The 13,441-nt window shown below is 67.1% G+C and carries 8 protein-coding genes and 1 pseudogene; 2 read left to right on the forward strand and 7 right to left on the reverse strand.

The genetic code is table 11. From position 1 onward, the window contains the following. The 7 genes and pseudogenes from ASF65_RS22085 to efeU all read right to left on the reverse strand — a co-directional run. Positions 1-119 (reverse strand): annotated as a pseudogene (locus tag ASF65_RS22085) (molybdate ABC transporter permease subunit); the annotation flags it as partial. 160 nt (positions 120-279) lie between these two features. Then, complete coding sequence (locus ASF65_RS21915) at positions 280-435, reverse strand: hypothetical protein (RefSeq protein ID WP_156369284.1); 156 nt, start codon at positions 433-435, stop codon at positions 280-282. Between the two features lie 537 nt (positions 436-972). Next, positions 973-3,738, reverse strand: a complete 2,766-nt coding sequence (locus tag ASF65_RS11985; RefSeq protein ID WP_055889434.1) for a cadherin domain-containing protein — start codon at positions 3,736-3,738, stop codon at positions 973-975. Between the two features lie 974 nt (positions 3,739-4,712). Then, positions 4,713-5,534 (reverse strand): iron uptake system protein EfeO, encoded by an 822-nt coding sequence (efeO, locus tag ASF65_RS11990; RefSeq protein ID WP_055889437.1) that lies wholly within the window; start codon positions 5,532-5,534, stop codon positions 4,713-4,715. A gap of 16 nt (positions 5,535-5,550) precedes the next feature. After that, on the reverse strand, positions 5,551-6,852 hold the full coding sequence (gene efeB, locus ASF65_RS11995) for an iron uptake transporter deferrochelatase/peroxidase subunit (RefSeq protein WP_055889440.1): 1,302 nt from the start codon (positions 6,850-6,852) through the stop codon (positions 5,551-5,553). Further along, positions 6,849-8,039, reverse strand: a complete 1,191-nt coding sequence (efeO, locus tag ASF65_RS12000; RefSeq protein WP_055889442.1) for an iron uptake system protein EfeO — start codon at positions 8,037-8,039, stop codon at positions 6,849-6,851. Before efeO (ASF65_RS12000) ends, efeB begins: the two co-directional genes overlap by 4 nt. A gap of 10 nt (positions 8,040-8,049) precedes the next feature. Further along, the gene (gene efeU / locus ASF65_RS12005) at positions 8,050-8,895 is read right to left on the reverse strand and encodes an iron uptake transporter permease EfeU (protein WP_055889445.1); all 846 of its coding nucleotides are present in this window, start codon (positions 8,893-8,895) and stop codon (positions 8,050-8,052) included. 273 nt (positions 8,896-9,168) lie between these two features. Between efeU and metH the strand changes: the two genes are divergently transcribed. Both metH and ASF65_RS20925 read left to right on the forward strand, forming a co-directional pair. Beyond that, complete coding sequence (metH, locus tag ASF65_RS12010; RefSeq protein WP_055889448.1) at positions 9,169-12,933, forward strand: methionine synthase; 3,765 nt, start codon at positions 9,169-9,171, stop codon at positions 12,931-12,933. A gap of 341 nt (positions 12,934-13,274) precedes the next feature. Continuing rightward, positions 13,275-13,441, forward strand: a 167-nt coding sequence (locus ASF65_RS20925; RefSeq protein ID WP_200940049.1) for a porin, incomplete at its 3' end; no start/stop codon positions are given.

Consider the following 13,441-nt stretch of genomic DNA (forward strand, 5'->3'; position numbering starts at 1 on the left):
AGGAGCACGATCAGGCTGAGATAGACGAGCGTCACACCCAGCGACAGGCCGAAGCCCGGCACGACGCTCGGTTGGCGAAAGTGAAAGGCCGGGCGATCCAATGCCGCACTCAATGCCATGGGGGTCCTCGAGAACCGAGCCAGGAGGTCACGTAAACCGGCGTCGCCGGTGGATCGTGCGAGACGGCAGAACAGACGGTCCGAAGGTGCGCACGTCGCCCACGGGACCAGGGAAAGGCAAAGTTTTCGGTGCGGCGAGGAAAGGAGAAGAGGATCCGGCCTAAAGGATCGACCATGCCGTCAGGAGGCTGAGCCATATGACGGTGGACAGCGCCAAACCGTTGAACAGCCCATGCGCCGGCCGAAGATCCTCGGGAATTGACGACATATCGGGCTGCATGACGTTTCCGGTGAGCATGGGCGTCGTTCGGCTCATCACGATCGATCCGTTTCAACAGGTCGTAGACCCTGAACTATAACGACAACGGTTCGAGCCGCAGCACCGCCTTTAGGCGAGGGTAGGCCGTCGGAAAGAGCGCAAGCTCATGTGCCGACCGGAGCGCTCGACAAGGCGCCTACGTGTTCGACACCCCCGAAAGGGGACGCGGAGCGAGTTCCCCTTGCCGTCGGCCTCGTGTCCGGCGCGCCAGCGGTGGCAGGCACGCAAAACGCGCGCCATGTCGTCGGTGAAGCCACCGGTTGTCGTGCATCGGCCGCGCGTTGCGCACCCGCTTTCCTGGCAGATGCGCAACGACCACCGCTCGTGCCGCGTCCGTCAGGTCACCGCGCGTGGACGCGCCCACCGGAAGCCATCGTCGAAGCAGACCTCAGCCTTTCGGTGATCCCGAGATGTCGAGAGGATCCGGATGGCTCGTGGTCCGTGACTCATGGCCCTTGCCGGCGACGTCCTGCCGGACTTCGGCTTTAGCGCCCCGTCGCCCGCTGACCCGTCGGCAAGCGGTTTCGTCGGGCCTCAGACGACGTCGGTGTCGCTGAAACCGCCAAGCATGTTGACGTTTTCCAGAAGCACGGACTGATCGGCCACGCCATCCGCATTGCTGTCCCAGAACAGCCACCCTTTGGAGGCTGCGGCGATGAAGACCACGCTCTTGCCGCCGCCCATGGCCGACTGCGCTGCGGTGACCGCATCGGCGAAGATGTCCGTCGCGATCGTCGTCTCCGCATAGGCCAGAGGGTTGAGTCCCCCGTTGATGACGCCGAGGTCGATCACGTCGGAGCCGGTGGCGAAATCGAGGATCGTGTCGTTGGTCGCGGCGTTCATGGACGTTTCGCCGGAGCCGAAGGCGAAGGTGTCCGCCTCGGATCCGCCCGCCAGGGTGTCGGTCCCCGTCCCGCCCATCAAGGTGTCCCGGCCCGACTGACCCGACAGCCTGTCGTTCTGGCTTCCCCCCTGGAGCAGGTCATCGCCGTCCCCGCCCGCGAGATCGTCGCTTCCAACGCCGCCGAGGAGCGTGTCGCGTCCTGACCCTCCGTTGAGCACGTCGCTGCCGTCATCGCCTTCCAGGCGGTCGTCGCCCTTGGCGCCGTTCAGCGTGTCGTTTCCCAGTCCACCACGCAGGACGTTGGCGGCGATGTTGCCGTTGATCAGGTTGGCGAGCGCATTGCCGGTTCCGCTGATCGCGCCGGTGCCAGTCAATGTCAGGTTCTCGACATTGTCCGAAAGGACGTAGTCGATACCCGCATTCACCAGATCGGTTCCCTCGTTGGCGAGTTCCACGACCTGATCGTCGTTGGTCGCGACGCCATCGTCGGAAAAGACGTCGACATAGAAGACGTCGTTGCCGGTGCCGCCATACATGAGGTCCGCGCCCGCTCCGCCGTCGATCGTGTCGTTGCCGGCCAAACCGTAGACGGTGTCGCCGTAGCTCGTCGTCTGCAGGGCCGCGTTCGGGGCGGTCGGGCCGATCGTGTTGTTGCCGCTGCTGCCCGTGACCGTGCGCCCTGTCTCGTTCACGTCCGTAATCTGAACCGACAAGGTCTGCTCGTCGAACAACACCCCGTCCGTCGCTTGCACGACAACGGAATAGATGTTGTCGCGGTCGGTATCGAGCGGCACCTCGAAGTCCGGTGCGGCGCGGAACGAGAGGGCGCCGGAAATGCTGTCGATCACGAAGAGGCTCGCGTCGCTTCCGCCCGAGATCGCATAGGTGGGCGTGGTGCCGTTCGGATCGCTCGCCGTCACCGTGACGACGGCGGTGGTATTCTCCGCCAGCGTCAACGATGCGCTCGCTCCCCCGCCGCTCGATGTGATGACCGGTGGATCGCTGTCCGGCTTGTCGGTCACCGAAATCGACAGCGCCTGCGCATCGCTGCCGCCATATCCGTCGTTCGCCGTGACGATCACGTCGTAGACGTTGTTGGCGCCGGTGTCGCGCGGCACCTCGAAATCCGGAGCTTGAATGAAGCTGAGGACGCCCGTCAGACGGTTGATCTCGAACAGTGCGGCATCGGCGCCGCCCGAGATCCGGTAGGACGTCGTCTGACTGGTGTCGGGATCGACGGCGGTGACCGTCGTGACGACAGTGGTATTCTCTTCGACGGCAAGGCTGGCCGTGTCGCCGCCGCCATCGGACGTGATCACCGGCGGCGCGTTCGTGGCGCCGATGGCAAGGGTCGTATCCGAGAACTCGAGGAATTCGGCATTGAGGACCGTGTCGGCACCGTCGGGTGCGCCTGCCCGGAGATCTGTCAGGATGTAGCCGCCGCCGGCTGCCGCTTGAATCTCGTAATCCGCGCGTTGTCCGGAGAACACCACCGTATCGACGTTCGCGCCGCCATCCAGGGTGTCGTTTCCAGCTCCGGCCATCAGCCGATCGTCATCGACACCGGCTCCCACGAAATCATTGCCGGTTCCGCCATCCAGGAGGTCGCTTCCGCTCCCTCCTGTCAGTTCGTCGTCGCCACCACCGCCGTACAACTGATCGTTGCCCGAGCCACCGTCGAGCTTGTCGTTGCCGTTCAGACCCGCATCGTCCCCATAGAGGATGTCGTTGCCGGCTTCGCCCAACAGGTTGTCGCCGCCCAGTCCGCCATAGAGAACATCGTCATCGTCTCCGCCCTCCAGTCGATCGGTACGGGCACCGCCGAAGAGCATGTCGTTGCCGCTACCACCCCGGAGGGTGTCGTCGCCGGCGATGTTGTTGAAGCCGAAATCGTCGCCATAGAGGGAATCGTTTCCCGCGCCGCCGGCAAGGAGGTCGGCCCCGCGCCCGCCGATCAGAAGATCGTTGCCGGAATCGCCATTGATGGTGTCCTTCCCGGCGCCGCCGATGATGGTATCCTGGCCGGTATCCCCATTCACCAGAACGGATCGCTCATAGTCGACGCCGCCCGGTCGGGCGCTGAAATCGGCGATATCGTCTCCGCCGCCCAGGGAGAATTGCTCGACGGAATCGAAGCCGCCGACGCCGCCCTTGAGGCTCGCATCATTGTAGACGACGAGGTCGTTGAGGTTCGATCCGTAGAGCGTGTCAGACTTGTCGTAGCCGAGGAAGACGTCCGTCGAGTAGTGGATATTATAGGCCGTGATCTTGAAAACCGTCGTCGCGCCGGTCTTGAGGCCGGTCTCCCAATCGAGCTGGGCGAACACCCCGTCGGCCAGCACGTCGTCCAGATTGCTCGATTGCGTGAAGGCGAAGAAGTTGTCTTGAAGGACGGTTCCGGAGACGACCGAACTTCCCGTTGAATTGAAAGTCATCTGCGCCTCCGGTCCGATCATTTCCCACTTCGTGTCGAAGTGTTTTGGGAAGTGCTGCGTGGCCGGATCATCCTAGCGCCGATCGCGTCCTGCCAGGGGCTCCCAAAAGGTGAGAAGCATCCATCAAGCGGGGGATGAGGTGGCAGGTCGGGGATCGTGCAACCACGCCCTTGGGTGAGGTCCGTTGCAGTCGATCATCTGCGCTGCCCGCATTTTCGGAAAAGCAGGCCCTGGGATAGATAGGGGCGGGAACGGCTCTCCGACGGAGCGCAACGACGATCGAGCGTTCTGCGGCGAGGGGATCAAGGCGGACGGTCCTCCGACCCATGGAGACGGCGTCACGTCGGCGCCAATCTCGTCGATCCAGAGGGTTGCCAACTCGGCTCGGCGCGGCTGGCTTCGGGGCGGCCGATCCTCGTCGTCCGGCGCCGCCCGCCAAGTGGCTCGCCTCCGAGATTGAGGTCCGTCGAGCGGCGTTCAGACGCTGCTCCGGCCCACTCCAGCGTCAAAGGAGTCGTCGACCCGATCTCATCGACGGGGCGAGGTGTTCAGTCCCGGCATCGCGCGCATCGGATGGATGCCGAACCGGTCTGGCTGGGGGGCGGGAAGAACCCGGCGCTGCAATCGTGGGGCGTCACGCCGCCGGGACGTCGGCGCGACGAGCCTGAAGCCCGTCGCGGCTATCGTCGTTGAAGCGTTCGCCCGTCGCGTCCCCGATCGTTCGGTTCATCCGTTCGATCTGGCCGTTGTCGAGACAAACGATTCACGGGATCGTTTCCCCATCCTTCGAACTCCAGGGATGGTTCGGCCTGGCGAGCCGGTTCTCGATACCGCTGGCCTCGCAGGTCATGCCGACGCGTATCGGCCGGGTTGAGTTGTCGACGACACCGAAGGGTCGCTTCTGCCCTCATGGGGATGGGCATACGAGCCAAAACAAGACGGCCGCGCCGGAGGGATCAAACCTCCGGCGCGGCCGTCCTGCGACGAGGGGCGGCTCAGTTCAGGCCGAGCTTTCCGCGCAGGGTGGAGAGGTCTTCGGCCAGCGTGTTGACGTTGGCGGCCAGCAGACGGCGGTCGCTGTCGGTCAGCTTCTCGTAATGGGTGTAGCCGTCGCCCTCGCGATACTTGGCGAGCGTCGTGTCGACGATGCCGAAGCTCTTATTGACCTTGGCGACGAAGGGGGCGTCCTGCGTCTCGATCAGCGGCTGGACGAGGTCGAAGATCTTGCGCGAGCCGTCGAAATTGCCCTTGAAGTCCCAGAGATCGGTGCCGCTGTAGCGGTCCTCCTCGCCGGAGATCTTGGTCGCGGCGACCTCCTCCATCAGCGCGGCGGCGCCGCCCACGACCTTTTCCGGCGGCAGGGCGAGGTCGGCGATGCGCTGTTCGAGATCGGTGACGTCGGCCATCAGGCGGTCGGCGAAGGGCGCGAGGCCCTCGGCCGAGTTCTTGGCGAAGAGGCCGTATTCCAGCCGGTGGAAGCCGGTGAACCCCTCGTCCTCCTCGCGCTTCTCATGATCGTCGGCGCGCGAATCGATCGAGGCGTCGAGATCGGAGAAGAGTTCGGCGATCGGCTCCACCGCCTCGTAGCTCATGCGGGTCGGCGCAAACAGCGCCTTGGCGCGCGCCACGTCGCCCGCCTTGATCGCGTCGGTGAAGGCCTTGGTGTCGGTCACCAGCGTCTCCAGCTTGTCGGAGACGTAGAGCTTGTACTCGGCGACCGGCTGCACGAGGTCGAGCGGGGCGACCTCGGCGAGCGTCGGCGTCGCGCCGCACAGGAGGGCGGCCGCGAGTGCGAGGGCAGGCGTCTTACGGGTCATCAAGGTGTCTCCGTCGTCAGGCTTTCAGGTCGGATGCCGCCCGGAGCAGCGAGCGGCCAAGGAAGTCCGCCTCGTCCCGCACGCCGGGCAGGGTGAAGAAGTAGCCGCCGCCGACGGGCTTGATGTATTCCTCGAGCGGCTCGCCATCGAGGCGGCGCTGGACGGCGATGAAGCCCTCGTCGAGGTCGGCCTGGTAGGCGATGAAGAGGAGGCCCTGGTCGAGCTGGCCGTTCCGGGTGATGCCGTTCGAATAGTTGAACGGGCGGCGCAGGATGCGGCTCTTCTCGGTGTCCGCCCGGCGCGGGTTGGCAAGCCGGATATGGGTGTCCATCGGCGTGACGGTGCCGTCCGGGTCGGATGCGAAATCGGGCACGTCGGCTTCCGTGCCGGGATGGCCGAGCGGCGCGCCGTTCGGCTTCTGCCGTCCGATGATCGCCTCCTGCTCGCCGAGCGGCGTGCGGTCCCATCGCTCCACGAAATTGCGGATGATGCGCACGGCCTGATAGGAGCCCGCCTGCGCCCACGCCGGCTCGTCGGCTCCGGTGCCAACCCAGACGAGATCGTCCATCAGGCCGGCGTCGCGCGAATCCGGGTTGGCCGATCCGTCGCGGAAGCCGAGGAAGTTGCGGGCGCTTTCCTCGCGCCCGTCCGGGCTCGGCGGCAGGATCGGCACCGAGCCCTCCTGCTTCCAGCGGATGACGAGAAGGTCGGGCAGCGTCTTGATGATGTCGCGCAGCGCGTGGATCGTCGCGTCGGGCGTGTTGGCGCAGATCTGGATCGACAGATCGCCGTGGCACAGCGCCGGGTCGAGCGCGTCATTGGGAAACCGCGCCATGCGCTGGAGGCATCGAGGCCGCAGCGGTTGCAGCCACGGCCGGTCCTCGAAGAAGCTTTGCCCGAGCGACAGCGTCATCGTCAGGTTGTCGGGCGCGATCACGGGACCGAGGATGCCGGAATCGGCCGGCGGAAGTTTCGGGTCGAGTTCGGGCACCGGGCCGCCCGCCATCAGGAAGCGGAAACGATCGGTCAGCGTGCGAAACAGGCGCTCGACCTCGTCCGGCGTCTCAGCCAGCGTGTCGAAGGCGACCACCATGCCGGCCGCCGGACGGGGCGTGACGATGCCGCTCTGATGCGGGCCGTGGAACGGCTGGCTCCGGCGTGCCGCCTCGCTGTGCGGCGCGTCGGCGACTTCGGCCTCCGCCGCCCGCGCGGCGCCGAGGCCCGCGATCGAGGCGGCGGCGCCGCCGGCAAGGCCCATCAGCAGGCGGCGCCGGTCGGTGACGAAGGCGGGGCAGCCGCCGGTGCGGGCGTCGCTCATGCGTCGTCCTGCCCGAGGCCGATGGCGCCGCCGAGGGTTTCGATCGCTTCCGCGAGGGCTCGCGCGTCCGTCGCCAGTTTGCTGCGCGCCGCCTCCGGCACGGCGTCGAAGGAGGGGGCGGCACCCATGCCGGCGATCGCCGCGACATCGGTCTTCAACGTTTGGAGTTGCGCTTCCACGGCGCCGAAGGGTGCGGGCGCCGCATCCGCTGCGACGGGCTTGAGGAGGGTCGCGATTTTCTCGACCCCTGCGATGCGGGCCACGATATCGGCCATGTCGGTGCGTGCGTAGACGTTCTCGCCGCCGCCCTCAGCTGTGTCGGCCAGCGATCGCAACGCGCGCGCGGCGCCGTCGGTCATGTCGGCGGGGCCGATCTTCAGGGCGCGCAGCCGTTCGCGCAGCGCGCCGATATCCGCGACCAGTTGATCGGCGACGGGCCCGAGGCCGTCGAGCGAGCCCTTGGCGAACAGGCCGTATTCCAGGCGGTGGAAGCCGGTGAAGCCGCTGTCCGCCTCGCGCGCCGCGAGATAGGCAGCGACCGGATCGATCCGGTCGGCAAGGTTCCCGATCCGCTCGGCAACGGGGGCGATGCGCTCGAACGGCGCGCGCGACGCCGAATAAAGCTCGCGCGCCTTGGCGAGGTCGCCGGCATGCACGGCCGCGGCGAGCGCCTCCGCCGCGCGCTGCAACTCGCGCGCCTGCATCTGCGTGAAGACCTGATACTCGGCGAGCGGCCCGACAAAGGCGACGAGGCGCGGCGCCTCGGTCGGTGCGCCATTCCCCGACGGCAGGACCACGAGGCGGCCGCGCGGGTTGGACAGGAGGCCGCAGGTGATCGCGTATTCGCCGGGCTTCAGGCGCGCACTCAGCGTCTGCGACAGGCCGGGCGCGATGTTCTCGCGCTCCTCGAGCACCATCACGCCGTCGAGGATCTCCCATTCCACGGCGCGCTCGGTCTCGTTGACGATTCGGAAGCTGACGCGGCCGGCGGGAACCGTCAGAGCGTTCGGCTGGCAGGCGTCGCCGCGCAGCGTCACGGTCACCGTGTCGCCGCCGGGGGCGCGGCGGGCGGCCACCTGCGAGGCATAGGCGAAGGCGCCAAGGCCCGCGAACATCAGGCCGGCGGACGCGACGGCGCCCCAGCGAAGGGCGCGGCGCGAGACGGGGGCGGGGTAGGTGGCGGTCATCGGGCCGTCCTCAGCGCAGCGCGGCGGCCGGGCGGACGGGCGCCCGCGTGGGCGATGCGGCCGGCCTTAGGAACAGCCGCAGGGTGACGGCGAGATAGGCGACATAGGCCAGAAGCTCGCCCGCATTCGGGTCGGCCATGTAGCCGAAGAGGCCGGACAGCACGCTGCCGAGCGCGCTATCGACCGGCAGGACGGGTGTCAGGTCGAAGACCGTCGCCTGCAGAGCGTTCCAGACGCCGGCCTCGTGGAGATGACGCAGGGAGCCGGCCAAAAGCCCGGCCGCGACGACGAGGATAAAGACGCCGGTCCAGCGGAAGAAGCGCGACAAGTCGAGCCGCACGCCGCCGGCATAGATGGCGGCGCCGAGAAGGGCCGAGACGCCGACGCCGAGAAGCGCGCCGAGCGGGCCGGCCGCGCCGGGGCTCTGCTGGAAGAGGGCGAGAAGAAAGAAGACCGACTCCAGCCCCTCGCGCGCAACGGCGAAGAACACGAGGCCGACGAGCGCCAGCCCTTGCGCGCGCGTGCCGCCAAGCGCCTGGTCGATCGAGCCTTGGAGCTCGCTCTTCAAGGAGCGCGCCGCCTTGCGCATCCACAGCACCATCGAGGTGAGGATCGCGACGGCGACGAAGCCGACCAGCGCCTCGAAGAGTTCCTGCGTGCGCTGGGGGAACTCGGCGCTCGCCAGCTGCAGCCCGGCGCCGACGAACAGCGACAGCGCGACCGCGAGGAAGATGCCGGACCAGACCGCCGGCATCCAGGCGCCGCGACCGCTGCGCGAGATGTAGCCGGCGACGATACCGACGATCAGGGCGGCCTCGAGCCCCTCGCGGAGCATGATGAGGAACGGGACGAGCATGGTCGGACCCCAGCGGTTCTTCGATGGATGCACCGGGCCTCGCCCGATGGCCTCCCATAATCCTTCACAAAAAAGTCAGCAAATGTTTTGTTTTGGAACTGTTCCAGCCTAACCCCTGCCGCACAACGGTTTGCGGGGTGTCGGCAAGCCGACGCGAGGCGTGGATCGAGGCCGGGAAGGCCGACGACGACGGTGCCTCGCCACAGCCGGTCAAATCATATAAGGACATCCTTATATGTGGTGCGGCCGCGCCCCGGCCTTGAGGTGCTTCCCATGAGTTCCACCCTCGACACGCTCTTCGCCTCCCGCGCCGCTCAGCCGCGCGACGACGTCTGGACGGCGCTGCGCAAGGCGGCCTCCGAGCGCATCCTGATCCTCGATGGGGCGATGGGCACGCAGATCCAGGGGTTGGGTCTTCAGGAGGACGATTTCCGGGGCGACCGCTTCCACGACTGCCGCTGCCACCTCCAGGGCAACAACGACCTCCTTGTCCTGACGCAGCCCAAAGCCATCGAGGACATCCACTTCGCCTACCTGATGGCCGGCGCCGACATCGTCGAGACCAACACGTTCTCGGGCACCACGATCGCGCAGGCCGACTACGAGATGGAGGCCGTGGTCTACGAGCTGAACCGCGAGGGCGCGGCCGTCGCGCGCCGCGCGGCCGTGCGCGCCGAAGAGGCGGACGGGCGCCGGCGCTTCGTCGCGGGCGCGATCGGCCCGACCAATCGCACCGCCTCGATCTCGCCCGACGTCAACAATCCCGGCTACCGCGCCGTCTCCTTCGACGACCTGCGCATCGCCTACGCCCAGCAGGTGCGCGGCCTCCTCGACGGCGGCTCCGACATCATCCTGATCGAGACGATCTTTGACACGTTGAATGCCAAGGCGGCGATCTTCGCGGCCGAGGAGGTGTTTGCGGAGGCCGGCATCTCGCTGCCGGTGATGATCTCCGGCACGATCACCGACCTGTCGGGGCGGACGTTGTCAGGCCAGACGCCGACGGCCTTCTGGCATTCGGTGCGCCACGCCAAGCCCTTCACCATCGGCCTCAATTGCGCGCTCGGCGCGGAAGCCATGCGCCCGCATCTCGCCGAAATCTCGGGCGTCGCCGACACCTATGTCTGCGCCTATCCGAATGCCGGCCTGCCCAACGAGTTCGGCCAGTACGACGAGACGCCGGACGCGATGGCGCGACAGGTGCGCGGCTTCGCCGAAGAGGGGCTGATCAACGTCGTCGGCGGCTGCTGCGGCTCGACCCCCGAGCACATCCGCGCCATCGCCGACGCGGTCGCGGGCCTCAAGCCGCGCGCCATCCCGAAGCCCGCCCCGATGATGCGCCTGTCGGGGCTCGAGCCCTTCACGCTGACGAAGGACATTCCTTTCGTGAACGTCGGCGAGCGCACGAATGTCACCGGCTCGGCCAAATTCCGCAAGCTCATCACGGAGGGCGACTACGCTGCCGCGCTCGACGTCGCGCGTGATCAGGTGGCGAACGGCGCGCAGATCATCGACGTCAACATGGACGAGGGCCTGATCGACTCGAAGGCCGCGATGGTCGAGTTCCTCAACCTCGTCGCCTCGGAGCCCGACATCGCCCGCGTGCCGGTGATGATCGACAGCTCCAAGTGGGAGGTGATCGAGGCGGGCCTGCAGTGCGTGCAGGGTAAGCCGATCGTCAACTCGATCTCGATGAAGGAGGGCGAAGCCGCCTTCCTGCATCACGCGCGCCTCTGCCGCCTCTACGGCGCGGCCGTCGTCGTCATGGCCTTCGACGAGGAGGGGCAGGCCGACACGCTCGCCCGGAAGGTCGCGATCTGCTCGAGAGCCTACAAGCTCCTCACCGAGAACGGCTTCCCGCCGGAGGACATCGTCTTCGACCCCAACGTCTTCGCGGTCGCGACCGGCATCGAGGAGCACGACGGCTACGGCGTCGCCTTCATCGAGGCGACGCGCACGATCCGGGAGACGCTGCCGCACGCCCACATCTCGGGCGGCGTGTCGAACCTCTCCTTCTCGTTCCGCGGCAACGAGCCGGTGCGCGAGGCGATGCACGCGGTCTTCCTCTACCATGCCATCCAGGCCGGCATGGATATGGGCATCGTCAACGCGGGCCAGCTCGCGGTCTACGATTCGATCGACCCCGACCTTCGCGAGGCCTGCGAGGACGTGGTGCTCGACCGGCCGGGTCGCGAGGGCAAGAGCCCGACCGAGCGGCTGCTCGAAATCGCCGAGCGCTATCGCGGCACCGCCGGCAAGGAGGCGAAGGCCAAGGACCTGTCCTGGCGCGAGGGCACGGTCGAGGAGCGGCTGGCCCACGCGCTCGTCAACGGTATCACCGAGTTCATCGACGCCGACACCGAAGAGGCCCGGCAAAAGGCCGCGCGCCCGCTTCACGTGATCGAGGGGCCGCTGATGGCGGGGATGAACACGGTCGGCGACCTCTTCGGCGCCGGCAAGATGTTCCTGCCGCAGGTGGTGAAGTCGGCGCGCGTGATGAAGCAGGCCGTCGCGCACCTCCTTCCCTACATGGAAGAAGAGAAGCGCCTGTCGGGAGGCGAAGAGCGCAAGAACGCCGGCAAGATCCTGATGGCGACCGTGAAGGGCGACGTCCACGACATCGGCAAGAACATCGTCGGCGTCGTTCTCGCCTGCAACAACTACGAGGTGATCGACCTCGGCGTGATGGTGCCAGCCGCCAAGATCCTCGAGACGGCCAAGGCGGAAAAGGTCGACGTCATAGGTCTCTCCGGCCTCATCACGCCCTCGCTCGACGAGATGGTGCATGTCGCGAGCGAGATGGAGCGCGAGGGCTTCGACGTGCCGCTCCTGATCGGCGGGGCGACGACGAGCCGCGTCCACACCGCGGTCAAGATCGACCCGCGCTATCGTCGCGGGCAGACGGTCTACGTGACCGATGCCAGCCGTGCCGTCGGCGTGGTGTCGAGCCTCCTGTCGCCCGAGGGGCGTGACGCCTATGCCTCCGGCGTGCGCGCGGAGTACGAGCGCGTGGCGGTGAAGCATGCCGAGGCCGAGGCCGAGAAGCAGCGCCTGCCGCTGGAGAAGGCGCGCGCCAACCGCCAGCCGATCGACTGGTCGGGCTTCCGGCCGGTGAAGCCCTCGTTCCTCGGCACGCGCACCTTCGACACCTGGGATCTCGCCGATCTTGCTCGCTACATCGACTGGACGCCGTTCTTCCAGACCTGGGAACTGAAGGGGCGCTATCCCGCGATCCTCGACGACGAAGCGCAGGGCGCGGCGGCGCGCCAGCTCTTCGAGGATGCGCAGGGGATGCTGTCGCAGATCGTCGGGGAGGGCTGGTTCCGGCCGCGCGCGGTGGTCGGCTTCTGGCCGGCGAACGCCATCGGCGACGACGTGCGCCTTTACACCGACGAGGCGCGCAACACGGAGCTGGCCACCTTCTTCACGCTGCGCCAACAGCTCGCCAAGCGCGGCGAGCGGCCGAACGTGGCGCTGGCCGACTTCGTCGCGCCGAAGGAGACCGGCCTCGCCGACTATCTCGGCGGCTTCGTGGTCACCGCCGGCATCGAGGAGGAGGCGATCGCCGAGCGCTTCGCGAAAGCCAACGACGACTACTCGGCCATCATGGTCAAGGCGCTGGCCGATCGCTTCGCAGAGGCCTTCGCCGAGCGCATGCACGAGGTCGTCCGGCGCGAGCTCTGGGGCTACGCGCCGGACGAGGCCTTCGCCCCGGAGGAGCTGATCGGCGAGCCCTATACCGGCATCCGCCCGGCGCCGGGCTATCCCGCCCAGCCCGACCACACCGAGAAGGTGACCCTGTTCAAGCTCCTCGACGCGGAGGCCGAGACCGGCGTCACTCTCACCGAGAGCTATGCCATGTGGCCGGGATCATCGGTCTCCGGCCTCTATCTGGCGCATCCCGACAGCTACTACTTCGGCGTCGCCAAGGTCGAGCGCGACCAGGTCGATGACTATGCCGGACGCAAGGGCATGGCGGTGGCCGAGGTCGAGCGTTGGCTCGGGCCGGTTCTCAACTACGTCCCGACGCGGAGCTGAACGCCCTTCGGCGCCCCCCCCCGACGTCAACGCAGAGCCAAACGCCGGTCGCAGCAAGCGGCCGGCGTGTCTCGTCGAACCCTTCGCATCGGGCCGTCGGTGCATCGCCCGTTTCGCGCAAGATATGCCGCAATGCAAAATGGTAAGAACGACTTACTGTAAGTAATAACCGCCATATCTGCAGTCGAAATGTGGCTAAAACGGCACAACGATGTGTCGGAGCGTCGATCCGGAAAGGGGCGGCGGCGTTTTTAAATTGTGTCCAAACATCTTCAGTGCCATTCCTGGGACGTAGCCGCCGCAAGGGCTGCCTAGCCTTCAACCAGGATTTGTCCGGGACAATGAAAAACGTTTTCCACCAAGTACTTCTTGGCTCCGCTGCGGCTCTCGTCGCTGTTTCCGGCGCTCGCGCTGCCGACGCCATCGTGGCCGTCGAGCCGGAGCCGGTCGACTACGTCCGCGTTTGCGACGTCTACGGCAAGGGCTTCTACTACATCCCGGGCACCGA

The sequence above is a fragment of the Aureimonas sp. Leaf324 genome, assembly GCF_001423245.1.
In the GTDB taxonomy this organism is placed as follows: Bacteria; Pseudomonadota; Alphaproteobacteria; order Rhizobiales; family Rhizobiaceae; genus Aureimonas.

Coding starts and splice junctions, on each gene's coding strand:
- efeU (WP_055889445.1), bottom strand. CDS start 8,895: ATGCTCGTCCCGTTCCTCATCATGCTCCGCGAGGGGCTCGAGGCCGCC.
- ASF65_RS21915 (WP_156369284.1), bottom strand. CDS start 435: ATGAGCCGAACGACGCCCATGCTCACCGGAAACGTCATGCAGCCCGAT.
- efeB (WP_055889440.1), bottom strand. CDS start 6,852: ATGAGCGACGCCCGCACCGGCGGCTGCCCCGCCTTCGTCACCGACCGG.
- efeO (WP_055889442.1), bottom strand. CDS start 8,039: ATGACCGCCACCTACCCCGCCCCCGTCTCGCGCCGCGCCCTTCGCTGG.
- ASF65_RS11985 (WP_055889434.1), bottom strand. CDS start 3,738: ATGATCGGACCGGAGGCGCAGATGACTTTCAATTCAACGGGAAGTTCG.
- efeO (WP_055889437.1), bottom strand. CDS start 5,534: ATGACCCGTAAGACGCCTGCCCTCGCACTCGCGGCCGCCCTCCTGTGC.
- metH (WP_055889448.1), top strand. CDS start 9,169: ATGAGTTCCACCCTCGACACGCTCTTCGCCTCCCGCGCCGCTCAGCCG.